Here is a 24,449-nt window from a genome sequence, read left to right on the forward strand (position 1 = left end):
CTCAGTCCGAGCCGGGCCATGCACAGCCGGCATGCCATGAATACGGCACGTCGACCCCGTGACCGAACGGGATCGTGACCTCGCTGCCCGGCGCGATCTCCTTCACCTGTTCCAGCCTGCCGCGCAATCGATACGCTTCGGGCGGCGGAAGGAACGCCATCGGATCGCGGTGACCCAACGCCATCGCGGCATGCACCGGCCAGTTCGGGTTGTACATGAGCTCGCGCGACAGGGCGATGAGGTCGGCGTGCCCATCGCCCAGTATGCGTTCGGCGTGTTCGGGCTCGGTGATGAGCCCGACCACCATCGTCGGCACTTCGCACTTGCGCCGGATCGTGCCCGAGTAGCCGACGTGATAGCCGGGCACGCGCGGTATCGCCGGCAATTCGCTGTCGCCCATGACGCCGCCGGAAGAGATGTCGACGACGTCGACGCCGTGATCCTTCAGCGCCTTCGCGAGCGCGAGCGTGTGCTCCAGCACCCATTCGCCGCCGGCGCCTTCGACCGCGGACGTTCGGAAGAACAGCGGCCGATCGGCGGGCCATGCCGCACGCACCGCGTCGACGATCTCCAGCGCGAAACGCATGCGGCCCTGGAGGTCGCCGCCGTATGCGTCGGTGCGTTTGTTCGACAGCGGCGAGAGAAACTGGTGAATGAGATAACCGTGCGCACCGTGGATCTCGCAGAGATCGAAGCCCGCGTCGGCGCTGCGCCGTGCGGCTTCCTTCCATGCGGCGATGTTCGTGCGGATGTCGTCGAGCGTCATCTCCAGCGGCACTCGCGCACCGGGGCGCGTCGGCACCGCGCTCGCCGAGATGCCGGGCCATGGCGGCCGGCCCGCGCGCGCGTCTTCTTCGGTGAGCGGCTTCCAGTTCTGCATCGCACCGTGAGTGCCGGCGCGACGGCCGCAATGGCCGAGCTGGATCGCGGGCACCGCGCCCATCGCCTTGATGAAGTCGGTGATGCGCACGTATTCGCGCGTGTGCCGGTCGTCGTAGATGCCGGCGCACTCGTAGGTCTTGCGTCCGCGCGCTTCGACCGCGGTCTCTTCGCCGAACACGATGCCGGCGCCGCCCGCGGCGAACTTGCCGAAGTGCACGAGATGCCAGTCGGTCGGGCTGCCGGCGACCGATGCGTACTGGCACATCGGGGATACGACGATGCGGTTGCGTGCGATGATCGAGCGCAGCTTGATCGGCTCGAACAGCTTCGGCGGCGCTGCGCCGGCATCGGTGTGCAGTCGATCGTCGTCGGCCATCGGCGGGTTCCCTTTCGTCGAAAAGCGCAGTTTATTCGATGCGAATACCGGCGGACCTGATTACCGCGGCGAGCTTGTCCCGCTCTCGTCGAACGTATGACGCGAACGCTTCAGGCGACCCCGCCGCGATCTCGGCGCCGTCCGTGGCCAGCCGTCGTCGAGTATCGGCAAGCGACAGTATGCGTGCGATCTCGCCGTTGAGCTTCGCCACGATCGGCTGCGGCGTTCCGGCCGGAACGAAGAAGCCGTTCCAGGTCATGAGCTCATACTGCGGAAGGCTCGACTCCGCCACGGTCGGAACTCGAGGCAGCGTCGCGGAGCGCTGGCTGCTCGTGACCGCCAGAGCCCTGAGCCTGCCGTCCCTGATGAACGGCATGGCCGACAGCATGGTGTCGAAGAACACAGTGACGCGGCCTGCCATGAGGTCGATCTCGGCCGGGGCCGACCCTTTGTAAGGCACGTGCACCAGGTCGAGCTTCGCCATCGCCCTGAACATCTCGCCGGCGATGTGGTTGGGACTGCCGTTGCCTGCCGAGGCGTACAAGAGCTTGCCGGGCTCCCGTCGTGCCGACGCGATCAGGTCGGAGACGGTGTCCATCTTCGAAGTGGGCGGCACGACCAGGACGAGCGGTTGCGTAATCGTCTGGATCACGGGAATGAAGTCCCGGGCCGGATCGTACGGCAGCCTGGCGTAGAGGCTGGGATTCGCCGCCTGTGTGCCGACGTGCCCGAGGAACAGCGTATGACCGTCGGGAACCGCGTGCGCGGCAATCTCGGCGCCGACGATGCCGCCGCCGCTGGCGCGGTTCTCCACGATCACCGGTTGCCCCCATGCCTCGGTGAGCTTCTGACCGATGACCCGGGCCTGGATATCGGAGCTGCCGCCGGGAGCGAACGGAACGATGAAACGGATCGGTTTGGCGGGGTACTGCTGGCTTGCCGCCGGTGCCGCGGCTGCAACCGCAAGAAATATCGTCAGTACCAATCGAATCTTCATGTTTCCTGCCTCGCGGCGCGCGTTGCGGCGGCGCGCGCGTGGCCGCGTGATGCTTCGATCGTAGAGAAGTTACGAGACGCGTCGTCGTGAATTCGGGACGAACCGCGACGACACGCGTACGGTGAAGCTACGCGAGGGAAGGCGGATGCAGAAGACGCGCGAGAGGAGTCACGGCGCGGATTGTAGCGCGAATGCGCTTCGTCATAACCGCTCAGCCACGCACGGTGCGCGCGCGCATAACTCGGTTACGATCGAGAGAGTTACCAAGAGCACATGAATGAAGATGAATGGATTTATCGGACTATTCGTGCTGGCTGCCGCGGCCGCTCTGCCGAGCGCATCGGCCCAGACCTATCCCACCCGACCCGTGCGCTTCGTGGTCCCGCTTTCGCCCGGCGGCGCGGGCGACATCGTGGCGCGGACCGTCGCGGCCAAGGTCTCGGAGCAATGGGGCACCCAGGTCATCATCGACAACCGCAGCGGCGCGAACACGATCATCGGCACCGAGTACGTCGCGAAGTCGAAGCCGGACGGTTATACGTGGCTGCTCGGCGTGCAGGGCAGTCTCGCCATCAACCCGGTCTTCTATACGAAGCTTCCCTACGATCCTCTGACCGATTTCGTGCCGGTCACGCAGATGACGCGCTACGGCTACGTCCTCATCGCGCATCCGGCCTTGCCGGTGAGGCGCGTGAGCGATCTCGTGGCGCTCGCGCGCACCCGGCCGGGCGAGCTCTCTTACGGCACCTCGGGCACCGGCGGCTCGAACCATCTCGCGGGCGAGATGTTCAGGCTGATGGCGAAGGTGAAGATGAGCCATGTGCCCTATAAAGGCAGCGCACCGGCGCTGACGTCGCTCCTGTCGGGCGAGATCCAGCTCATGTTCGACACGCTGATCACGTCGATCCCGCTGGTGAAGAACGGTCGCGTGCGTGCGCTCGGTGTCACGCTCCCGGCGCGATCGCCGTCGCTGCCGGAGGTGCCGACGATCGCGGAGAGCGGCGTGCCCGGCTATCGCTTCGACGCATGGCAGTCGGTCGTGCTGCCGGCAGGCACACCGCGCGAGATCGTCAACCGGGTGCACAACGAGGTGGTGAAGGCGCTCGCCGCCCCCGATGTGCGGCGCGTTCTCACGGAAGGTGCGAACGAGATCGTCGGATCGACGCCGGAGGAGTTCGGAAAACACATCCGCGCCGACATCGAGCGCTACCGCAAGCTCATCGCCGATGCCGGTATCGCGAAGCAGTGAGCGTCATGCTAGTCGTCGTCCCGCGGAAACTGCATGACCAGCGCCTCGAGGCCGTGGCGGCCGGCGCGTATCTCGAATTTGTCTTCGCTGGTGTCGACGTAAAGCATCGACCATTGCGGCAGCGTCTCGCCGTTCAGCTCGAGGCTGCCGTTCGCGACGAAGAGGTAATAGCCGCCGCCGGCTTTCGGGTCGGGACCCATGGCCGACATGCCGCCGCCGAGCCTCACCAACTGAGCCGAGAGCTCGTCGACGATCTTCGAAGGATCGAACACCGGTTCCCACGCGACTTCCCTGCGGTACTGCAGCACCGGCCGCGTCGACAGCGCGATGTGCGACGAGATCCAGTTGCGGCGCTTGCTCGGCTTGAGCTTCTGCGGCTGCGCCGACGCTTCCGCGGTGCTGTAGCGCGGCCCGAAGTAGGACGATCCCCAATGCTCGACGCCGGTTCCGGGCGATTTCACCGGCTGCAGGTTCTCGAGTACTTCGGTTCCGTCTTTCGCATGAATCATCGTGACTGTCTCTGGCGGTATGGGCCGGGATCGTGCTCGTGAAGTCTAATCCACGTTGATCTTCGCGTCCTTGGCGAGCTTCGACCACTTCTGGAGATCGCGGCCGATGAGTGCGTGCAGCTGCTCCGCCGTGCTCGGCGCGGGGTCGTTGCCCTGATTGACGAAGGTGCGCGTGAGCTCGGGATTCTTCAGCGCTTGCTGCAGCGCTGCGTTCAGCTTCGTCACGACGGGAGACGGCAGCTTCGCAGGTCCCATCAGCCCGTAGTACACGCTCGCCTCGTAACCGCGCAGCCCGGCTTCGGACAGCGTGGGCAGGTCGGGCGTCGCTGCGGCACGCTTCGCGCCCGTGACCGCGAGCGCACGCAGCTTCTCGCTCCTGATCTGCGGCAGCATTCCCGACAACCCCGAAAAGGCGAAGTCGATACGCCCGCCGATCGCATCGACCATCATCGGGCCGGCGCCTTTGTACGGCACGTGGAGCAGGTCGACGCCGGCCATGCTGTTGAAGAGCTCGCCCGCGAGGTGCCCGATCGTGCCGCGCCCGGGCGAGCCGTAGGTGTGCTTCTTCGGGTTCGCCCGGGCGAGGTCGACCGCGTCCTTCACCGTGCGCACGTTCAGCGACGGACGCACCGCGAAAGCGTACTGCGAGAAGATGATCTGCCCGACCGACGCGAAGTCGCGCAACGGGTCGTAGGGCAGCCTGGTGAAGATCGGCGCGACGCTCATGCCGCTGCTGCTCGCGAGCAGCAGCGTGTAACCGTCGGGCAGCGCGCCTGCGACGATCTGCCCGCCTACCACGCCGCCGGCGCCGCCGCGGTTGTCGACCACGATCGACTGGCCGAGCCGCTCCGACATGAGCTGTGCCACAGGGCGTGCGACGAGGTCGGAGCTTCCGCCCGGCGCGAATGGGATGATGAGGCGCACCGGCCTTACCGGATAGTCCTGAGTGGTTGCGGCGCCGGCCGTCATGGACGACAGAGCGAGCGCGGAGGCGGCGGCGGCCGCGAATATCATTTTCGACATGGATTTCTTCTCGAGGAGTTTCTCTGGAGCCAGCGGATTATCGCGCAGCTTCAGGCTCTACAATCGGTGAAAAACCTACGCGAGGAGAACCATGCACCGAATGGTACTGTCTACGATCGCAAGCGCGTTCGTGCTTGCGGCTGCGCTGACGAGCCCGATCGCAACGGCGCAAAACTATCCGACGAAACCCGTGCGCATCATCGTTCCCGTCGCCGCGGGCGGCGCGACCGACATCATCGCGCGCACGCTGGCGCAGCGGTTGACGACGACGCTGGGCCAGCAGGTACTCGTCGACAACCGCCCGGGCGGAGGCAGCAACATCGGCTTCGACATCGCGGCGAAGTCGCCTGCGGACGGCCACACGCTCTTACTCGCGCAGCCGGCGTTCACGGTCAACGTGAGCCTCTACAGGAAGCTCGCGTACGACCCGCTGCGCGATTTCGCGCCGATCACCCTTGCAGTCAGCGGCGCGAACGTGCTCGTCGTGCATCCGAGCGTGCCGGTGCGCTCGCTCAAGGAGCTGATCGCGCTGGCGAAGGCGAGCCCCGGCAAGCTCTCCTACGCCTCGTCGGGCAACGGCACCACGCCGCATCTCTCGGGCGAGCTCTTCAAGTCGATGGCCGGCGTCAACATCGTGCACGTGCCGTATCGCGGCGCGTCGCAGTCGGTGACCGATCTCATCGGCGGCCACGTCGACATGGCGTTCGTCAGCCTGTCTTCCGTCGTGCCTCAGCTCAAGGCGCATCGCCTGCGCGGCATCGCGACGACGAGCGCGCAGCGTTCGGCGCTGATGCCCGAGCTTCCGACGTTCGCCGAAGCGGGGCTCAAAGGCTACGAAGTGCTCGGCTGGTACGGCTTTCTCGCGCCGGCGGGCACGCCGCGCGACGTCATCATGAAGCTGCACGGCGAGATCACGCGCGCGCTCGCTCAGCCCGAGGTGCTCCAGGCGCTGCACGGCGTCGGGCTCGAAGCGGTGAAGCCGAACTCGCCGGAAGAGTTCGCGGCTTTTCTCAGGAACGAGATCGGGAAATGGGCGAAGGTGGTCAAGGAATCCGGCGCGAAGGCGGAGTGACACTCCGTCACAGCTCGCGTATCACCCGGCACGGATTCCCCGCGGCGAACACGGCGTCGGGCACGTCGCGCGTCACCACGCTGCCTGCGCCGATCACCGCGCGATCGCCGATGCGCACCCCGGGGAGGATGATCGCGCCGCCGCCGACCCAGACGTCGGAGCCGATCGTCACCGGCTTGCCGTACTCCTGCTTGCGCCGCAGCTCGGCCTCGAAGGGGTGCATCGGCGTGTAGATCTGCACCGCCGGTCCGAACAGGGTGTAGTCGCCGATGGTCACGCGGCAGACGTCGAGCACGACGCAGTTGAAGTTGAAGAAGACGCGCTCGCCGAGCTCGATGTTCGCGCCGTAGTCGCAGAAGAACGGCGGCTGCATCCAGACGCTGTCGCCGCCGGCGCCGAACAGCGCTTTCAGGAGGCGCCGGCGCTCGTCGGCATCCGCTTCGCGCGTGGCGTTGAGGTCCTGGCAAAGATCGCGCGCCCGATTCCGGGCCTGGACCAGCTCCGCATCGAACGGGTCATACAGCTCGCCGGCCAGCATTTTTTCGCGTTCGGTCAAGGTCACTCCCCGGTTTCGATTCCACTCGCAGACGCAAACCGCGGGCCGAGGTCCATAATGGACGCGCAGTCAGAGACAGGAGGGCCGACGATGAATAGCGTCCGGTTTGTTGTCCTGGCAATGCTGACACTCCCGGCCGGCGGCGCGGCCGCGGCGACCGCGCCCACGGGGGAATACCCGAGCCGCCCGATCCGGTGGATCTCGGCGAGCGCCCCCGGCGGCGCGTCGGACCTGATTGCGCGCACCGTAGGCACGGCCATGGCGGACGCCCTCGGCGTCCAGATCGTCGTGGACAACCGGCCCGGCGCCGGCAACACCGTCGGCGCCGAGATCGCGTCCAAGGCGGCGCCCGACGGCTACACGGTCTTCGGCTGCAACATCGCCTCGCTCGCCGTCGCGCCTTCGTTCTACAGGAAGCTCGCGTACGATCCCGATCGCGATTTCGCGGCGATCGGCATGATCGCCAGCAACCCGAACGTGTTCACGATCCACCCGTCGCTGCCGGCGAGGAACATCCAGCAGTTCATCGCGCTCGCCAAGGCGCATCCCGGCAAGCTCAATTACGGATCGGCCGGCCTCGGCAACTCGCCGACGCTGTCGATGGAGCTCTTCCGGATGCAGGCCGACATCCGCATCGTGCTCGTCGCCTACAAGGGCGTGAGCGCGGCCGTGCTGGACCTCATCGCCGGCCGCATCGAGGCGATGACCTCGACCGTGCCGTCGGTGCTGCCCGCGCTGCGCGGCGGCAAAGTGCGGCCGCTCGGCGTGACTTCACTCAAGCGCGATTCGGATGTGCCCGAGGTGCCCACCGTCGCCGAGCAGGGCTTCCCGGGTTTCGAGGTCGTGTCGTGGCAGGGGCTGTGCACGCAGGCGGCGGTGCCTCCCGCGGCGCTCGCGCGCCTGCGCGCGGTGTTCAACGCGGTCGCGGAACACCCGGACATCCGCAAGCGTCTCCAGGACCAGGCGTTCCAGCCTCACTACCTGCCCGCCGACCAGTTCGCCGCGTGGGCGCGCGCCGAGCGGGCGAAGTGGGCGAAGGTGATCAAGGCGATCGGGATAGAGCCGCAGTAGGAACAAACCAGGGTCTGACCCCGATGAAGCCGGGGGTCAGACCCACACATTGCCGCGACCACACCCGCATGAGGCGGCCGCTTGGCGCCCTTGCCCTTCACCTTGGTCTTTTTGCTTTTTGCCGATTAGCTTTTTCTTCGCGTCCTTTCTTTTCCTTTGCGTCCTTGTTCTCCCCCTGCTTTGAAAGCCCCTCACTCGCTTTGCCCTTGCCGGAGTGGTAGCTTCATCGGCGGTTACCTCGACTGCAGGCGAGGGCGCCTGCGCTACAAGAACGACACACGGGAGGAGCGGATATGCTGAAGCTTGTGTTGCGCGCGGCGGCGTTCACGGCTGCGCTTGTCGTCACCCCGCTAGCGTGCGCGGCGGAACCCCGGTCCTATCCCGTCAAACCGGTGCGGCTGCTGGTCGGCTTCGCGCCCGGCGGCGGGGTCGACCAGACCGCGCGGATCCTCTCCGCCAAGCTCAACGAGATCTGGCACCAGCCGCTGGTGATCGATAACCGCTCGGGCGCGGGCGGGACCATCGCGACCGACATCGCGGCCAAGGCCGCGCCCGACGGCTATTCGCTGCTGTTCTGCGGCATCTGGTCCCACGGCGTCGCGCCGGCGCTCTACAAGTCGCTGCCGTACGACCACTACAGGGATTTCGCGCCGGTGACGATGTTCGGCACGACGCCCAACGTGCTCGTGGTCAACCCCACGGTGCCGGCAAAATCGGTGAGCGAGTTTCTCGGCTACCTGAAGACGAACGGCGGCAAGACGACCATCGCCTCGCCCGGCGTCGGCAGCTCGCCGCACATGACGATGGAGCTCTTCCGCCTCACCAGCGGCGCCGAGTTCGTGCACGTGCCCTACAAGGGCAGCGCACCGGCGCTGGTCGATCTCCTCGGCGGCCACATCCCCGCGATGTTCGACAACATGACGACGCAGCTCGCGCTCATGAAGAGCGGCCGCACCCGGCCGCTCGCGGTCACGTCGCCCAAGCGCACCGTCCATCTGCCCGACGTGCCGACGATGCGCGAATCGGGCGTGGCGATCGAGGTCACGGTCTGGTACGGCCTCTGCGCGCCGTCGGCGGTGCCCAAGCCGATACTGGCCAGGCTCAACGCCGATTTCCATCGCGCGCTGAACGCGCCCGACACCCAGAAGAAGCTGGTCGAGATCGGCGTCGACGTGACGCCCACGACGCCCGAGCAGTTCGCCGACTTCATCAGGCGCGAAACCGAGACGTGGAAGCGCGTGGTGCGCGAAGCGAAGGTGCCGCAGCAGACGTTCTAGTCAATCCACGGAGGAGCCATGAAGCGTCTGTCGTGCGTGCTGTCGATGCTCTTCGCAGGTGTTGCTTACGCTCAGGAGTACCCGGCGAAGACGGTGAGGATACTGGTGCCGTTCGCCGCGGGGGGATCCACCGACGTGCTGGCTCGCCTCGTCGCGGATCACTTCAACAAGACGAAGACCGGCTCGTTCATCGTCGACAACCGCCCGGGCGCGACCGGCACCATCGCCGGCGCGATCATCGCGAACAGCGCGCCCGACGGTCACACGCTCATCATGCATTCGGTGAGCACCTACATCGCGGGCTATCTCTATCGCAAGATCGGCTACGACCACGCGCACGCGTTCGCGCCCATCATCAATCTGTCGGTGAACCCGTTCATCCTGGTGTCGGCGTCCAGCCTGCCGGTGAAGAACGTCAAGGAGCTCGTCGCGCTGGCGAAGCGCAGGCCGGGCGAGCTCACCTACGGCACGGTCGGCGTCGGCAGCGGCTCGCATCTCGTCGCCGAGATGATCAACGTGGCCACCGGCATGAAGACGGTCCCGGTTCCTTACAAGGGTTCGTCCCCGACGATGATCGCGCTCGCCACCGGCGAAGTCGTGTTCACCGTCAACAACATTCTCGATACCAAGCCGTTCGTCAATCAGGGGCGGATGCGCGCGCTGGCGGTGACCGGGCCGAAGCGCTCGCCGGCGATGAGCGACGTGCCGACGCTGCTCGAATCGGGCGTGAACGTCGAAGCGAACCTCTGGACCGGTCTCTTCGCGCCGGCCGGCACGCCGCCGGCGATCCTCAACAAGCTCAACGGCGAGATCGCGAAGATGATGGATACGCCGCAGATGAAGGAGTGGCTGCTGACGAGCCTCGGCGGCGAATATCCGCCGAACACGCCGGATCAGTTCGCGGCGTTCGTCGCGACCGACAGCGGGCGCTGGCAGAAGATCGTGAAGGAGCTCAACCTCAAGCTCGACTAGAAATCCGGGTCGGAGTCACATTTCGCCTGATTAATCTGACTCTGACCCGGATTTTCAGGCGCCGTAGGGGCGGGTGATGATCTCGAGCAGGTTGCCTGCCGGGTCCTCGAAGTAGCAGCCGCGGCCGCCGTCGCGCGTGTTGATGCGGCCCGGCTGCGAGCGCATCGGATCGGCCCACCAGGTGAGCCCGCGGTCCTTTACGCGCGCGAAGATCGCGTCGAACTCGTCCTCGCTCACCAGAAACGCGTAGTGCTGCGTCTGGATTTCGTCGTCGGTTTCGAGGAAGGCGAGCGTCACCTCGTTGGCGGTCTCGACGTCGAGAAACGGTCCGAAGGCGACGGGCGCGCCGAGGCCGAACACCTGCGAGAAGAAGTCGGCGGAGGCGCGCTTGTCATGCGCGTGGACGATGGTGTGATTGAGCTTGACGGTCATGATGAGATACCCCGACGACGTTTATCGGGCTAATCTACGCCGTCCGAACAAAAGGGGGGAGTCATGGCATCGATCAGCCGGCAGCTCGCGCAGTGGATCGCGAATCTCAAATACGAGGACCTACCGCCGGCGGTCGTCGACCGCGCCAAGGGCGTAACGCTGCACGGCATCGCGTCGGCGCTCGTGGGCTCGCAGAGCAAGGCCGGCAAGCACGCGGTCGATTTCGTCACCGAGGAAGAATCGACGGCGAAGAACGGCGCGACGCTCCTCGTGTACGGCACCAAGGTCACGCGCGGCGGCGCGGCTTACGCCAACTCCGAGATGCAGATGTCGGGCGGCAAGCTCGACTCGTTCCGCATGCTCACGCATCCCGGCACGAGCATCATCCCCGCCGCGCTCATCGCGGCGGAGACGGCGGGTGCGAACGGCAAGGACACGCTCACCGGCATCGCGGCTGCGTACGAGACGACCGAGCGCCTCGCCGCCGAGTTCATCCCGACCGTCATGGCGCGCGGCTTCCACCCGAGCCCGGTGTTCGGCATCTTCGGCGCGGCGATCGCCGCGGCGAAGGTGATGAAGCTCAATGAAGACCAGATCAACAGCGCGATCGGCCTCTGCGCGAGCCTCGCCGGCAGCAACCCCGAACTGGGCCGCAGCGGCGGCAAGATGCTGCGTGAAGGCGCGGCGGTGCGCAACGCGATGCTCGCGGTGTCGCTCGCACAGCGCGGGCACGACACCGGCGACACCGTGCTCGAAGGCGACGCGGGCTTCTATCACGCGTATGCGGGCAACAACGCCGGAAACCTCACTTACAGCTTCACCGGCGACGTGAAAGCGAGCCTGGCGAAGATCACCGAGGGACTCGGCAAGGACTGGATCTTTCTCGAGACGCTGTATCGCATCTACTCGACCGCGGGCTACAACATCGCGCACGTCGACGTGACGGCGCAGGTGTGCCGCGAGAACGACATCGAGCCGGCGGACATCGACCGCATCGAAGCGGTCGTGAACTGGCTCGAGACGCAGTATCCGAGCCCCGCTTTCCCCGCGCGCAAGGAGACGGGCAAGGCGAGGGCGGGCGGCACCGCGTATTTCACCGCCTACGGGGCGGTCGCGCGCGGCTATCCGGTCGAGCGTCCGCAGACCGCGGACATGTCCGGCCCCGACGTGCCGCGCGAAGTGCTCGACCTCATGAACCGCGTGACGATCATTCCCTCGAACGAGATGACGCTGTTCGGGCCGCGCATCACCGTCTTCACGAAAGACGGCAAGAGCTACACGCGCCAGGGCACGGGACGCGAGTTCGTCTGGGATTTCGACGAAGAGGTGAAGCGCATCCGCGGCGTGCTGCCGGTCATACCGATACCCGCGTCACAGTTCGACCAGATCATCGAGACCTGCCGCACGCTCGACAAAGCCGAGCGGGCGGACAAGCTGGTTCAGCTCACGCTCAGGTAGCCCGTGCGGCACGGGATTGCTTCGTCGCTGGCGCTCCTCGCAATGACTGTCATCGCGAGGAGCGCGAAGCGCGACGTGGCGATCTCGTGGCGCACGATCGTATTCGCCGTCGCGGCGTTCGCGCTGGTCTCGTCCGTACACGCTCAGCCTTTCCCCCAGCGCCCGGTGCGCATCATCGTCGCGTTCACGTCGGGCACCGCCGCCGACATCGTGGCGCGCCAGCTTGCCGAGAAGCTGACCGGCAGCTTCGGCAAGCAGGTGGTGGTCGAGAACCGCGACGGTGCGTCGGGAACGATCGGCGCGGGCCTTGCGGCCGGCGCGACGCCCGACGGTCACACCATGCTCATCGCGTCGACGTCGATCGTGGTGAGCCCGCTCCTCATCAAGAACCTGCCGTACGACGTCTTCCGCGATTTCGCGCCGGTGGCGAGCATCGCGACGTTTCCGACGGTGCTGGTCACCGGCACGCAGGTCGCGGCGTCGTCGCCGTCGGAGCTGATCGCGTACGCCAGGGCGAACCCGCGCAAGCTCAACTACGGCACCGCCGGGCGCGGCTCGGCGAGCCACCTCTCCGCCGAGCTCATGCGCTCGATGGCGAACCTCGAGATCGTCGAAGTGCCGTACCGGGTGACGGCGCAGGCGCTCGGGGACACGATCTCGGGCCAGGTCGCGATGTACTTCCCGAACCTCGCCGCGGCGGTGCCGAACATCAAGGCGGGACGCCTCAAGGCGCTCGCAGTGACGAGCGCCAAACGCACCCAGGCCGCCCCCGACATACCGACCATGGCCGAGACGCTCCCCGGCTACGAAGCGGCCAGCTGGTACGGCCTCATCGTGCCGTCGCGCACGCCGAAGGCCGTCGTCGGCACGCTGAACACCCACGTCGTGAAAGCGCTCCAGCTCCCCGACGTGCAACAGCGCTTTCTCAACCTCGGCGGCGACATCGCGAGCGGTAGCGCGGACGAATTGGCCCGCACGATGAAGAACGGCGCGCAGAAATGGGCGAAGCTCGTGCGCGAGATCGAAACGCAGGGCCGCTGACTTACAATCGACCGAGTCGTTCATCCAAGGAGGGACCCATGGGTAAGCTCCGCCACATCGCGATCGCCGTTCCGGACACCGACGCCGCCGCGAAGTTCTACGAGCAGGCGTTCGGCATGCAGCGCGTGCGCGAGTCGACGAGCGCGATCCTGATGTCCGACGGCGTGATCAGCCTGGCGATACTCGACAACAAGAACAGTCACGAAGCGCTCGGCGCGACCGGCCTGCACCACTTCGGCGTCATCGCCGAGAACGTCGACGACACCGCGGCCAAGGCCGAGGCCGCCGGCGCGATCTACGCGGACAAGGACGAGAACGTCGCCAAGCGCTTCGCGAATCGCGGGCAGGTCCAGCAGAACGGCGAGCTCACCGCCGAAGCGCGCCGGCAGGAGCAGCGCAAATACGTCGATCCGAACGGGGTGAAGTTCGACATCGTCAACGACATGCACGCGCGCAACTCGTGGCGGCTGCCGGTTTGAACGCCACCGCGGATACGGCGCCCCGCAGCCGCTATGTCGACAGCGGCGGATTGCGCCTGCACCACCTCGACTGGGGCGGCAAAGGGCGGCACCCGATCGTGCTCGTCCACGGCAGCCGGCTGCATGCGCACGTCTGGGACGATTTCGGGCGCCGGTTCCGCGACCGCTATCACGTCATCGCGGTCGACCAGCGCGGTCACGGAGACAGTGCGTGGTGCGGGCCGGCCGACTACCAGCTCGAGGCGCTCTATCGCGACCTGCGCTCGGTGGTCGAAGCGCAAGGCCTCACGCGCTACACGCTGATCGGCCATTCGCTCGGCGGCCGGGTGTCCATGCTCTACGCGAGCCGGCACCAGGCGGACATCGAGCGGCTCGTGCTCGTCGACATCACGCCCGGGCGTGCTTCGGTGCCGGCCGCGACGCAGAGCGGCAACGGCGCACAGCCTCGGGACTTCGCGACCGTAGAAGCGGCGGTCGATTATCTCTCGCGTGCGATGTCGCGGGCGCCGCGCAGCCTGGTCGAGGAAAGCGTGAGGCACGGCCTGCGCAGGAACGACGAGGGTCGCCATGTGTGGAAATACGACCCGGTGCTCTTCAGGCAGCGTGTGCCGCTGCCGCCCGGTGTCGACCTGTGGGACGCGATGAGCACCGTGAACGTGCCGACCTTGCTCCAGTACGGCAGCGAGAGCGACGTGGTGAACGCCGAGCTCGCGGAGCGGCTGCGCGCGACGATGCCGCGCTGCACGGTCGAGCGCATCGAAGGGGCGGGACACGGGCTCTTCACCGACCGGCCCGACGCCTTCAGCGAAAGCGTCGAGCGCTTCCTCACGCGCTCGTGACCGGTTCCTCGACGCGGGCCTTGGGCTTCTCGCCGTAGAAGCTGTAGGCGTCGCGCCCCGCGGCCTTGGCGTCGTACATCGCCGCGTCGGCGGCGTTCATGAGCGCCTCCGGTTCGACCGCGTCGCGCGGGTACAGCGCGATGCCGATGCTCGGCGTGACGAACACCGCTTCGCCGTCCGCGACCACGACCGGCGGCATGAAGGCGCTGCGGATCTTTTCCGCGACGGTCTCGACCGACTGCGCGTCGGCTACGTTCTCGACGATGATCGTGAACTCGTCGCCCCCGAGGCGCGCCACGGTGTCGCTCGTGCGCAGCGCGGCGCGCAGCAGCCTGCCCGCGCCGACCAGCACCCTGTCGCCGACTGTGTGTCCGAACGTGTCGTTCACTTCCTTGAAGTTGTCGAGGTCGATGAACATCACCGCCGCCGCCGTCTTGTTGCGCCGGGCGCGGGCCAGCGCCAGCGCGAGGCGGTCCGCGAAGAGCTTGCGGCCCGGAAGGCCGGTGAGCTCGTCGTGCTGCGCGAGATGACGGATGGTGTCGGCGTCGCGCTGGCGCTGGTCGTCCTGCGTCTTGATGACCTTGTCGGCACGCCTCGCCACGAGGAAGAGGATGCCGAACAGCGATATCAGCACCGCCGCGGAGGCGTAGCGCAGCGCGATCTGCGTGTGCCTGATCTGCTCGAAGAAGGGCGTGGCGTCGCTCGACAGGGCGAACACCGCGTCCACCTTGTCCGATCCGGACGCGCGGACCGGCACGTGCGTCGTCAGCACGCTCGGCTCGGCGAGCGCGAGGCCCGTGATGTCGAACGCCGACGGCCGGTCGAGCTGCGTGCTCACGTTGCCTGCCAGCGCATCGATGAAACCGGGCGCGGCCGCTTCGTCGGGGCCCACGTCCGCGTTGCTGGTATAGACCGTGCGGCCCGCCGGGTCGTAGAGGCTGACCTTGACGACGCGGGTGTCGCGCACCGTCTCCCGGACGATCTGCTCAAGCTCTCGCGAGAGGCGCGGCGCGTCCGGCGATTTGCCGGCGATGAGCGGCGCGTAATAGGGCCGGAGCGAGCCGGCCAGCGCGCGTGCGAGGGCGACGTTGTTGTCCTCGCCCATCCGGACGATTTGCTTCAACGCCGTTCCGCGAAAGAAGAGACCGAAGCCCGCGCCCGCGAGCACGACGCCGACGAGGCTTGCGATCGCGAAATAGCGCAGCAGCCTGAAGCGGCCGCCGTCCCCGGGTGTTGTCGTTTTCACGGCGCCGATTGTAACGCTGGCGGAACGTAAGAATGGGTCCCGATCGCGTGTGCTATCGCGCACAGGCCCGGGACGACGACGCCGGGCGCGTCGTCGGCTACTCCGCTCGAATACCCGCCTTGCGTGCGATCGCCGCGATGCGCGCCATCTCGGACGCGATCATGCGGTCGAATTCTTCAGGAGAGCGAGGCGCGGGCTCGGAGCCCATCGCGGCGTAGCGCTGCCGGATGTCCGCCATGGCGAGCGCGGCGTGGATGTGGCGGTTGAGCTTCTCCACGATCGCCCGCGGCGTGCGCGAAGGCGCGAGCATGCCCGCCCACGCATACCACTCGTAGCCGGGGAACCCCGACTCCGACATCGTAGGGACATCTGGATAGGTTGCCGAGCGCTGCTTGCCGGTCACCGCGAGCGCGCGGAGCTTGCCGTCCTTCACCACCGTGCCGAGCGTGGGCGGCGGCGTGACCACGAACTGCGTGCGTCCCGCGATGGTGTCGGTCAGCGCTTCGCCGACGCCTTTGTACGGGATGTGGGCGGCCTGGATCTGCGCGGCCGCGACGAAGACTTCGGCGGCGAGATGCAGCCCGCTGCCCACGCCCGCCGAGGCGAAGTTGAGCTGCCCCGGTTTCGCCTTCGCGGCCGCGACGAGGTCCTGCACCGTCTTCACGCCCAGCGCATTCGACACCACGAGCACGTAAGGCGCGCTCGCGGTCGTCGTGATGCCCGCGAGGTCTCGCTTCGGATCGTACGGAAGCTTCGCGTAGATCGAAGGCGTGATCACGTACGACGAAGACACCGACAGCAGCGTGTGCCCGTCGGGCGTCGCCTCCGCGACGATCTTCGTGCCGATCGTTCCGCCGGCGCCGGGACGGTTCTCGATGACGACCTGCTGGCCGAGCGATTCGGTCAGCTTCACCGCGAGCAGCCGCGCGGTGAGGTCGGGCTGCCCTCCCGGCGTGAAGCCGATGACGAAGCGCACGGGGCGCTGGGGGTAGGTCGCGGCGGAATCGTTACCCTGCGCGGCGATTGCGGCGCTCGCGCCCAGAATCGCCGAGCAAAGAATCGTCATTCCCGACCGGCGGCAGCCGAAGGGATCGGGAATCCATTTTAGAGTCATTGAACATGGGTTCCCGCCGTCGCGGGAACGACGATGCCCTAGATAATCCCTTCGTCTTTCCATCGCGCCAGCTCCTCCTTCGAGTGTCCGAGCATGCCGACGAAGATCTCTTCGTTGTGCTCGCCGGGTACGGGCGCGAGCCGGTCGATGCGGCCCGGCGTTTGCGAGAGCTTCAAAGGCGTCCCGGTGATCGTGAGCTTGCCGTACAGGGGGTGCTCGCGCTCGACGAACATCTCGCGCGCCCGCACCTGCGGGTCGGCGATCATCTCGGCGACGTTGTTGACCGGCGCCGCGGGAACGCCCGCTTCGGACAGCGCCTGGACGACCTGCGATTTGGCGCGCGTGCGGGTCCAGCCCTCGATCACCTCCACCACGCGCTTCTGGTTGTCGCGGCGCGCGGGCACGGTCGCGAAATCGGGATCGCTCGCGAGATCGGGCCTGCCGATCTCCTTGGCGAAGCGCCGCCACACGAGGTCGCTCGTGCTCGCGGCGATCGCGACGTGACCGTCGGTCGTCGGATACACACCCGACGCCGAGCCGCCGAACGACACGTTGCCCGCGCGCGTGAGGAGCTCGCCGCCGACGGTGTAGCGCTCGCCGAGGTTGTCGAGGCAGACGAGCATGCTGTCGAGCAGCGCGATGTCGATGTGCTGGCCCTTGCCGGTGCGGTCGCGGTAGCGCAGGGCCGAGACGATGCTGAACGCACACAGCATCCCGGCGTAGTAATCGGAGATCGACTGCCCCGAGCGGGTCGGCGGGTTGTCGGGGAAGCCGGTGATGCTCATGTAGCCCGACAGCGCCTGCGCGAGCATGTCGTAGCCGCGATGACGGGCATAAGGCCCGTGCTGTCCGAAGGCGGTGATCGAGGCGTAGACGAGGCGCGGGTTCACGCGCTCGAGGTCGTCGTAACCGAGGCCCAGCCGCGCCATCGCGCCGACGCTGAAGTTCTCGCAGAGCACGTCGGCTTTCCTGACGAGCTCTTTCAGGAGCGCGACGCCGGTCGGATGCTTCAGGTCGAGCGTGACGCCGAGCTTGTTGCGCTCCCGGTACTGCGCGGCGTGCACGCGCTCGCGCTTGCCGTCGACCGTGCGCGGAATGCCGATCGACATGCGGTCGGCGCCGCGCTCTCTGGATTCCACCTTGATCACGCGCGCGCCCATGTCGGCGAGGAGCATGGTGCACATCGGCATCGCGATGACCTGGCCCAGGTCGAGCACGGTGATGTCGTCGAGCGCGCCTGGCATGTGCCCCTCCGCAGGTTTACGAAGAGTGTGACACAGGCGCAGAATGTCCGCGCGCGACACGATTACAACGGACCTACAGGAGTTGGCGTCATCATGAGCGTCACCGTCGGTTTCATCGGTCTGGGCAACATGGGCAATCCCATGGCGGGCAACGTGCTGAAGAACGGTTACGCGATGACCGTCTTCGACAAGAACCCGCGCGCGATGGAGAACCTCGTCGCCGCAGGTGCGAAAGGCGCGGCATCCGCGGCCGAAGTGCTCGAGCGCTCGGAAGTAGTGCTCACGTGCCTGCCGGGCTCGCCCGAAGTCGAAGCGCTGTATCTGGGCGGCAACGGGCTGGCAGAGCTTGCGAAAAAGGGTTCTGCGCTGGTCGATCTGTCGAGCGTGCTGCCGTCGACGCCGCGCAAGCTCGAAGCGGTGCTCAAGGCGCGAGGCGTGGACTTCCTCGAAGCGCCGGTGAGCGGCGGCGTCACCGGGGCGCGCGCGGCGACGCTGGCGGTCATGACCGGCGGCGAGGCGGCGGTGCTCGAGCGCGTACGGCCGATCCTCGCGTGCATCGGGCCCAACCTCTATCACGTCGGCCCGGCGGGCGCGGGCAATACCGTGAAAGCGATCAATAACATGATGTCCTCGGTCAACGCGCTGGCGATGATGGAAGGGCTCATCGTCGGCGTGAAAGCCGGCCTGGACCTGAAGACCGTCGCGGACATCGTGAAGACGAGCAGTGGCAACAGCAACGCGCTCGCGCGCGTCGACCGTGCGCTCATCCCGCGCAACTTCGAGCCGGGGTTCAAGGTGCAGCTCATGAACAAAGACCTCGACACCTTCAACACCATCGCGCGCGAGCTGCACGTGCCGGTGAGCTTCGCGAACGTCGCGCAGCGCTACCAGCAGGCGGCGCTCGCGGCGGGGCTGGGGGAGAAGGACACGAGTGTGATATTTACGGTGATCGAAAGGCTGGCGGGACTTTCGAAAAGCTAAAAATGGGTTCCCGCCTTCGCGGGAACGACGCATCCCCCCCACCGTCATTCCCGACGCGCGCCGGCGCGATCGGGAATCCATTTTGACGTTCAACAATGGAGGAGCAATGCAGGTAGTGAAGTTGATCTGCGGCGTGGCATCGGTACTCGCCACAGCGAACGCGTATTCCCAGGCGTACCCGTCCAAACCCATCCGCATCGTCGTGCCCTTCGCGGCGGGCGGGCCGTCGGACATCACCGCGCGCACCATCGGCCCGCGCATGACCGAGCTGCTCGGCGTGCCGATCATCGTCGACAATCGCGGCGGTGCGAACGGCGTGATCGGCGTCGAGAACGCGATCCGGTCGGCCCCTGACGGTTACACCCTGCTCGAATCCACGTCGAGCATCACCGCTATCAACATGGTGACTTACGGCGACAAGCCGCCGTACGACACGCTGCGCGACCTCCAGCCGCTGACCTCGCTCATGTTCACGACCAGCCTGATCGTGCTGCACCCGTCGATGCCGCCGAAGACGCTGAAGGAGCTCGTGGCGCTCGCGAAAGCCCGGCCGGGCCAGATCACGTTCGGCTCGGCGGGCACCGGCGGCACGCTGCACTTCGGCATCGAGATGCTCCAGCGCGAGGCGGGGATCAAGCTCACGCACGTGCCGTTCAAGGGCGCGGGGCCGGCCGTCACCGACCTGGTCGGCGGCCAGATCAACGCCATGTTCGTCGACCTGCCGGTGATCTCGCCGTACGTGAAGTCCGGCAAGGTGAAGGCGCTCGCCGTCACCAGCACCGAGCGCTCGCAATACTTCCCGGACATCCCGACGACGAAGGAAGCCGGTTACCCCGGCGTCGAGATGACCAACTGCTACGGCATGCTCGCGCCGGCGAAGACGCCGAAGGAGATCGTGGCGAAGCTGCACGACGCGCTGGTGAAGACCATCGCGACGCCGAGCGTGCGCGAGCGCTTCATGAGCCTGGGCGCCGATCCCAAGACGATGTCGCCCGACGAGTTCACGCGCTTCATCAGGGCCGACATCGAGAAGTGGGGCAAGCTCGCGAAGTCGGCGGGGATCGTGATCGAACGCTGACGCGTCACGAAGCGCACGGCGCGCGGGGCTGATCCACGCGCTCGGTCACCTTCACCACCGGGTTGTCGATCTCGCCGGTGACATGCAGCGATGCGCGGCGAGTGAGCAGGCCCGGTTTCTTCTGCTCGGGCGTCAGCACCGCGTCGAGCGTCTCCTTGCGCAGGTCGACCGTCGCGGTGCCGTCGACGCGGGTCGCCTCGGTGTCGAGCGTGATGCGGCGCGAGCGCGCGACCCCGCCGCGCACGTCGAACGCCGCGAGCGCGCAGCCGATGGCGAGCTCGCGGTCGCCGCGCAGCTTCACGCCGATTGTCTTGCCGAAGGCCATCGCGAGCTTCGCGTCGCTCGATTCGGCGATCGTGCCGCGATCGAGCCGCGCCTCGAACGTCCCGCCGAGGTTGGCGAGCATCTCCGCGGCGGACTTGCCACGCGAGGAGAGTGCGAGCCTGGCGAAGAAGGAGCCGGAGACACCCCGATCGCGCACGGCCGGCAGCAGCGCCTGCACGCTGGCGCCCTTCATGTCGGCCTGCAGCCAGGCGCCGGCGGCGTCGCGCCGGCCGTCGAATGACGCCGAGCCCGCGACGCGGCCGCCGCCGGCCTTGAGCTCGAAGCTCTCGAGCGCGAGGAGACCGTCGTCGAGCCGCACCTGCACGCGCACGTCCTCCAGCGGCGGCAGCGACTCGACGGCGAGCCGCGCGGCGCGCGCCTCCACGCGTGCGTCGAAGGCGCGCAGCGCCCCTAGATCGAACGGGCCGGGTTTGCCGTCCCGCCGCACGCCGGCGAGCGGTGCGAGATCGGCTGCCTTCGCGTTGCCGAAGGACAGAGAGGCTTCGAGGCGCGGACGCTCGTCGCCGCGGCGGTCGTACACCGCATCGCCGCTCACCGCCGTGGACCCGATCTTCCCGGCGATGTGCGAGAAGCGGTAGACCTCGCCCGCGAGCGTGATCTGGGCCTCGACCGAGTACGGCTTCGACGGCGGCGGCTGCATGCGCACGAACGGATAGACCAGCGCGAGCGACGGGCCGCTCAGCGTCACTTTCGCGTCGGCCGGACCGACGTCGAAGAGGTCGGTGAACAAGCCGTCGAACTCGACGTGCGTGTCGCGCGAGACGAGGTGTCCTCGTGCGGGAAACGAGAGGCCGCTGCCGCGAAAGCTGAACGCGCGCGGCACCGCGGCCTCGCCCGCGAATGCGTGACCTTCGTACTCGCCGCGATACGCGATGCGCGTGGCGAGCCCGTGCGCGAGCGCGTCGGCGTCGTTCGCGTCGAGCGGCGTCGCCGTCGCGGTGAGATCGAGGCCGATCGCGCGGTTGGCGAAACGCAGCCGTGAATCGTGCGCTTCGAGCAACATGACCCGCACGCGGCCGGGTCCGGTATAGCGGGGCTCGGTCAGCCGCCAGTTGCGGCGGCCGTCGGCGAGGCGCTCCATGTCGACTTTCGCTTCGACGAGGGTGAGGTGGCGCACTTCGACGTGGTCGCCCCACAGGCTCGACAGCGCGAACTCGAACGAGATCTCGTGCGCGGCGAGCAGCGGCTCCTTCGACGACGCCCATTCGGCGTTCTGCACGTACACGTCGCGCAGCCGCACCGTCGGCTCCAGCCAGGAATCGAAATCGACGTCGAGATCGGCGATGCGCACCTCGCGGCCCGAGCGTTCGGTGAGATGGCGCTCGACCGCGCCGCGCACCCAGTTCCAGTCGAAGGCGACGACGAACGCGACGAGCGCGAGCGCGGCGGCGCCCAGCGCCGACGCGACGATGCGCCGGCGCCGCGCATTCGTTCCGCGTTCGGGCTGGGGACTCACGGCCCTCTGAAAGGCAAAGCGGGTGCCGGGGCCGCCCGGCCCCGCAGCCGCGCGCTACACGCCGCGCGGCGCGGCGGTGCTTACGACATGCCGGCGAGACCTGCCTTGGAGCACTGCTCGTCCTGATCGCCGGTGACGCCGCTGACGCCGACACCGCCGATCACCTTGCCGCCGCTGAAGATCGGCAGGCCGCCCGGAGACGCCACGACGCCGGGCAGGGTCATCGTCGCCGGGCCGGTCTTCGCGATCGCGTCGACGAACGCGCGCGTCGGACGGCGGTACGTCGCCGCCGCGCTCGCTTTGTCCACCGCGATGCGGGCGCTCGCGGACTGGGTGTTGTTCATGCGCTCGTAGTACACGAGCGAGCCGTGGGTGTTGACGATCGCGACCGCGACGTTCCACTTGTTGCTCGTGCATTCGGCGATGACGCCGGCGGCGATCTTCTTGGCGGCTTCGATGGTGATGTCGGGACCGTACTCCGGCCGCGGCGGCTCGGCGGCCTGGGCGGCGAAACCGACGGACGACAGCATGCAAACGACCTGGGCGATGCGCTTCAGCGTTGCCATGGCTCCTCCCTTGACGTGGTGCGACGGTTATTTCCCGATCAATCCTGCCGATCTGGCGACCTTGGTGAAGACGTCGATCTGCGCGCGCACGATGCGGTCGTACTCCTCGGGCGACGTCGGCGCGGGGTCGAACGACATGCTCGCCATGCGCTCCTTCACGTCCGGAAGCTCGAGCACGCGCGCGACGTCGGCGCTGATTTTCCGGACGAGCGCGTCAGGCGTTCTGGAAGGCGCCATCAGCGCGTGCGCGGCATCGCGCTGGAACTCGGGGAGGATCTCCGCCATCGCGGGCACGTTCGGCAGCAGCGGCGAGCGCCTGGGATTGACCACCGCGAGCGCGAGCAGCCGGCCGTCCTTGAGGAAGGGCATCGCGGGCGCGAGGCCCGGCACGCCGTAATGGATGCGCCCCGCGACCATGTCGACGAGCATCTCGGGCTGTCCGCGGAACGGCACGTGCACGACCTTGATGCCGGCGAGCAGGTTGAAGCGCTCGGCGGTCATGTGCAGGCCGCTGCCGGGCCCCGCGGAGCCGAACAGGAGCTCGCCCGGCTTTTGCTGCGCCAGCGCGATCAGCTCCTTCACCGATTTCACGCCGAGCTGCGGCGCGACCGCGAGCAGCCCGGTCGTCGAGCCGATCTGCGCCACGCCGCGCAAATCCTTCAGCGGATCGTAGGGCAGGTTTTTGGTGATCACCGCGGTGATCGCGAACGAAGCCGAGACGAGCAGCAGCGTATGGCCGTCCGGCGTGGCCTTGGCGACCATCCCCGACGCGAGCGTGCTGCCGGCGCCCGAGCGGTTGTCGACGATCACCGGCTGGCCCCACATCTCCGAGAGTTTGGGCCCGATCATGCGCGCGGTGATGTCGGTCGTGCTGCCCGGCGAGAAACCGACGACGATGCGCACCGGCTTGGAAGGAAACTTCTGCGGCGCCTGCGCCGCCGCAGGCGCGGCGACCCCCATCGCGATCGCGGCGCTCACGGCCGCGACCGCCCCTTGCACTGGGTGCATGCACGTCCCCCTTTTGTCGGTGTTATCGGCGCCGCTTACGCGAGGCCGTAGAACTTCGCCGCGTTGTCGCAGGTGATCTTGCGCACGGTCTCCGGCCGCACTTCGCGGAACTGCTCGGTGATGTACTTCGACGACTCCGGCCACACGCCGTCGGTGTGCGGATAGTCCGAGCCCCACATCAGCGTCTCTTCGCCGAGCTCTTCGATGAGCTTGGCGCCCACCGGATCGAACTGGAACGTCGCCTTGCACTGGCGCTTCCAGTAGTCGCTCGGTTTCATCTTGAGGCCGAGGTCGCGGAAACGGTCCTCCCATTCGAAGTCCATGCGCTCGAGCACGTAGGGGATCCAGCCGATGCCGCTCTCGCCGAACGAGATGCGAACGTTCGGATAGCGCTCGAGCACCGCGGCGCCGATGATGCCGGCGATGATGTTCGAGAGGTTCAGCTGGAAGCCCGACACGCGCGTGAACATCGCGGCGCGCTGGCGCTCCTTGGGCGTCTTCGCGCGCTCTTCCGGCGACTGCGACGGGAAGGTGTGGAAGTGCAGCGGCAGGTTCACTTCGTTGACCGCCTGCCACAGCGGCTCCCACATCGGGTGCCACATCGGCTCCATGTCCCACGAGCACGACAGCTCGACGCCGCGCAGTCCCAGCTTCGCGGCGCGATGGATCTCTTCGATGGCGGCGTCGATGTCGCCGTACGGCAGGCACGCGAGACCGAGCAGGCGATCGGGATACGGCTTGCAGAAGTCGGCGAGCCAGTCGTTGTAGATGCGGAACATCTCGCGCGCGGCTTCCTGGTCGCCGAGGCGCGTCGCGGCGCCGAGGATGCCGAAGATCACTTCGGCGTCCACGCCGTCCATTTCGGCGTCCTTGATCCGCAGCTCGGGCGTCGTGACGCGCCGCACGCCGCGCGTCTTGTAATCGTCGAACAGCCCCGCTTCCGCCATGCGGTCGACGCGGTGGTTCTGTCCGGGCACGAGCTTCGCGCCGGAGGGGCCGACGCCGCAGACCAGCCCGTACGAATAGCCCTTCTTCGAAGTCCAGTGCGGCCCGTCGGGTCCGTCCACGACGTGGGGCATGCGGTCTTTGAGCGCCGCCGAAGCGTTGGACGTGAACAGGTCGGTCGGCAGCCAGGGCAGGTCGATGTGCGTGTCGGCCGAGATGCGGTTGTATTGCAT

The 24,449-nt window shown here is 67.5% G+C and carries 24 protein-coding genes; 11 read left to right on the forward strand and 13 right to left on the reverse strand.

The window, feature by feature from the left end:
• Position 1 precedes the first annotated feature (1 nt).
• Positions 2-1,258 carry an NADH:flavin oxidoreductase/NADH oxidase gene (locus tag VHP37_02110; GenBank protein HEX2825117.1) on the reverse strand — a complete coding sequence of 419 codons (1,257 nt, stop codon included), beginning with the start codon at positions 1,256-1,258 and terminating at the stop codon, positions 2-4.
• 31 nt (positions 1,259-1,289) lie between these two features.
• Positions 1,290-2,255, reverse strand: coding sequence for a tripartite tricarboxylate transporter substrate binding protein (locus VHP37_02115; GenBank protein ID HEX2825118.1), 966 nt, complete (start codon positions 2,253-2,255; stop codon positions 1,290-1,292).
• A gap of 283 nt (positions 2,256-2,538) precedes the next feature.
• On the opposite strand from VHP37_02115, the gene VHP37_02120 reads away from it, so the two are divergent.
• Complete coding sequence (locus VHP37_02120) at positions 2,539-3,504, forward strand: tripartite tricarboxylate transporter substrate binding protein (protein ID HEX2825119.1); 966 nt, start codon at positions 2,539-2,541, stop codon at positions 3,502-3,504.
• Between the two features lie 8 nt (positions 3,505-3,512).
• On the opposite strand, the gene VHP37_02125 is transcribed toward VHP37_02120, so the two are convergent.
• Complete coding sequence (locus tag VHP37_02125) at positions 3,513-4,013, reverse strand: hypothetical protein (protein ID HEX2825120.1); 501 nt, start codon at positions 4,011-4,013, stop codon at positions 3,513-3,515.
• Positions 4,014-4,058: 45 nt separating this feature from the next.
• Positions 4,059-5,036, reverse strand: coding sequence for a tripartite tricarboxylate transporter substrate binding protein (locus VHP37_02130; GenBank protein ID HEX2825121.1), 978 nt, complete (start codon positions 5,034-5,036; stop codon positions 4,059-4,061).
• A 91-nt stretch (positions 5,037-5,127) separates the two neighbouring features.
• Between VHP37_02130 and VHP37_02135 the strand changes: the two genes are divergently transcribed.
• Positions 5,128-6,108: a tripartite tricarboxylate transporter substrate binding protein gene (locus VHP37_02135; protein HEX2825122.1), complete on the forward strand. Its 981-nt coding sequence runs from the start codon at positions 5,128-5,130 to the stop codon at positions 6,106-6,108.
• 7 nt (positions 6,109-6,115) lie between these two features.
• Here VHP37_02135 and VHP37_02140 read toward each other — a convergent pair whose 3' ends face one another.
• Complete coding sequence (locus VHP37_02140; protein HEX2825123.1) at positions 6,116-6,670, reverse strand: sugar O-acetyltransferase; 555 nt, start codon at positions 6,668-6,670, stop codon at positions 6,116-6,118.
• A gap of 114 nt (positions 6,671-6,784) precedes the next feature.
• Between VHP37_02140 and VHP37_02145 the strand changes: the two genes are divergently transcribed.
• The 3 genes from VHP37_02145 to VHP37_02155 all read left to right on the forward strand — a co-directional run bounded on the left by VHP37_02145 (position 6,785) and on the right by VHP37_02155 (position 9,984).
• Complete coding sequence (locus VHP37_02145) at positions 6,785-7,735, forward strand: tripartite tricarboxylate transporter substrate binding protein (GenBank protein HEX2825124.1); 951 nt, start codon at positions 6,785-6,787, stop codon at positions 7,733-7,735.
• Between the two features lie 293 nt (positions 7,736-8,028).
• Positions 8,029-9,012: a tripartite tricarboxylate transporter substrate binding protein gene (locus tag VHP37_02150; GenBank protein ID HEX2825125.1), complete on the forward strand. Its 984-nt coding sequence runs from the start codon at positions 8,029-8,031 to the stop codon at positions 9,010-9,012.
• Positions 9,013-9,030: 18 nt separating this feature from the next.
• Positions 9,031-9,984, forward strand: coding sequence for a tripartite tricarboxylate transporter substrate binding protein (locus tag VHP37_02155; protein HEX2825126.1), 954 nt, complete (start codon positions 9,031-9,033; stop codon positions 9,982-9,984).
• Between the two features lie 54 nt (positions 9,985-10,038).
• Here the strand turns inward: VHP37_02155 and VHP37_02160 are convergent, their stop codons facing one another.
• Positions 10,039-10,416 carry a VOC family protein gene (locus VHP37_02160; GenBank protein ID HEX2825127.1) on the reverse strand — a complete coding sequence of 126 codons (378 nt, stop codon included), beginning with the start codon at positions 10,414-10,416 and terminating at the stop codon, positions 10,039-10,041.
• 63 nt (positions 10,417-10,479) lie between these two features.
• Here VHP37_02160 and VHP37_02165 point away from each other — a divergent pair, with 63 nt between their 5' ends.
• Genes VHP37_02165 through VHP37_02180 form a run of 4 tightly spaced genes read left to right on the forward strand, consistent with a single transcriptional unit; the run spans position 10,480 to position 14,233 of the window.
• Positions 10,480-11,874: an MmgE/PrpD family protein gene (locus VHP37_02165; protein ID HEX2825128.1), complete on the forward strand. Its 1,395-nt coding sequence runs from the start codon at positions 10,480-10,482 to the stop codon at positions 11,872-11,874.
• A gap of 42 nt (positions 11,875-11,916) precedes the next feature.
• On the forward strand, positions 11,917-12,915 hold the full coding sequence (locus tag VHP37_02170) for a tripartite tricarboxylate transporter substrate binding protein (GenBank protein HEX2825129.1): 999 nt from the start codon (positions 11,917-11,919) through the stop codon (positions 12,913-12,915).
• A gap of 38 nt (positions 12,916-12,953) precedes the next feature.
• Positions 12,954-13,394 (forward strand): VOC family protein, encoded by a 441-nt coding sequence (locus VHP37_02175; protein ID HEX2825130.1) that lies wholly within the window; start codon positions 12,954-12,956, stop codon positions 13,392-13,394.
• A complete protein-coding gene (locus VHP37_02180) occupies positions 13,391-14,233 on the forward strand; it encodes an alpha/beta hydrolase (protein ID HEX2825131.1) in 843 nt (280 codons plus the stop codon). Before VHP37_02175 ends, VHP37_02180 begins: the two co-directional genes overlap by 4 nt.
• On the opposite strand, the gene VHP37_02185 is transcribed toward VHP37_02180, so the two are convergent.
• From VHP37_02185 to VHP37_02195, 3 genes are all read right to left on the reverse strand, one after another.
• A complete protein-coding gene (locus VHP37_02185) occupies positions 14,220-15,479 on the reverse strand; it encodes a GGDEF domain-containing protein (protein ID HEX2825132.1) in 1,260 nt (419 codons plus the stop codon). The genes VHP37_02180 and VHP37_02185 overlap by 14 nt on opposite strands.
• A gap of 97 nt (positions 15,480-15,576) precedes the next feature.
• On the reverse strand, positions 15,577-16,593 hold the full coding sequence (locus VHP37_02190; protein ID HEX2825133.1) for a tripartite tricarboxylate transporter substrate binding protein: 1,017 nt from the start codon (positions 16,591-16,593) through the stop codon (positions 15,577-15,579).
• A 38-nt stretch (positions 16,594-16,631) separates the two neighbouring features.
• Entirely contained in the window at positions 16,632-17,837 is a 1,206-nt protein-coding gene (locus VHP37_02195) for a CoA transferase (protein ID HEX2825134.1), read from the reverse strand.
• Positions 17,838-17,930: 93 nt separating this feature from the next.
• Here VHP37_02195 and VHP37_02200 point away from each other — a divergent pair, with 93 nt between their 5' ends.
• Complete coding sequence (locus VHP37_02200; protein HEX2825135.1) at positions 17,931-18,818, forward strand: NAD(P)-dependent oxidoreductase; 888 nt, start codon at positions 17,931-17,933, stop codon at positions 18,816-18,818.
• Positions 18,819-18,924: 106 nt separating this feature from the next.
• The gene (locus VHP37_02205) at positions 18,925-19,896 is read left to right on the forward strand and encodes a tripartite tricarboxylate transporter substrate binding protein (protein ID HEX2825136.1); all 972 of its coding nucleotides are present in this window, start codon (positions 18,925-18,927) and stop codon (positions 19,894-19,896) included.
• A 4-nt stretch (positions 19,897-19,900) separates the two neighbouring features.
• Here VHP37_02205 and VHP37_02210 read toward each other — a convergent pair whose 3' ends face one another.
• The 4 genes from VHP37_02210 to VHP37_02225 all read right to left on the reverse strand — a co-directional run bounded on the left by VHP37_02210 (position 19,901) and on the right by VHP37_02225 (position 24,449).
• A complete protein-coding gene (locus VHP37_02210; protein ID HEX2825137.1) occupies positions 19,901-21,697 on the reverse strand; it encodes an AsmA family protein in 1,797 nt (598 codons plus the stop codon).
• Positions 21,698-21,777: 80 nt separating this feature from the next.
• Positions 21,778-22,263: a heme-binding protein gene (locus VHP37_02215; protein HEX2825138.1), complete on the reverse strand. Its 486-nt coding sequence runs from the start codon at positions 22,261-22,263 to the stop codon at positions 21,778-21,780.
• A gap of 27 nt (positions 22,264-22,290) precedes the next feature.
• A complete protein-coding gene (locus tag VHP37_02220; protein ID HEX2825139.1) occupies positions 22,291-23,271 on the reverse strand; it encodes a tripartite tricarboxylate transporter substrate binding protein in 981 nt (326 codons plus the stop codon).
• A 35-nt stretch (positions 23,272-23,306) separates the two neighbouring features.
• Positions 23,307-24,449, reverse strand: a complete 1,143-nt coding sequence (locus VHP37_02225; protein ID HEX2825140.1) for an amidohydrolase family protein — start codon at positions 24,447-24,449, stop codon at positions 23,307-23,309.

This window comes from Burkholderiales bacterium (assembly GCA_036262035.1).
In the GTDB taxonomy this organism is placed as follows: domain Bacteria; phylum Pseudomonadota; class Gammaproteobacteria; order Burkholderiales; family SG8-41; genus JAQGMV01.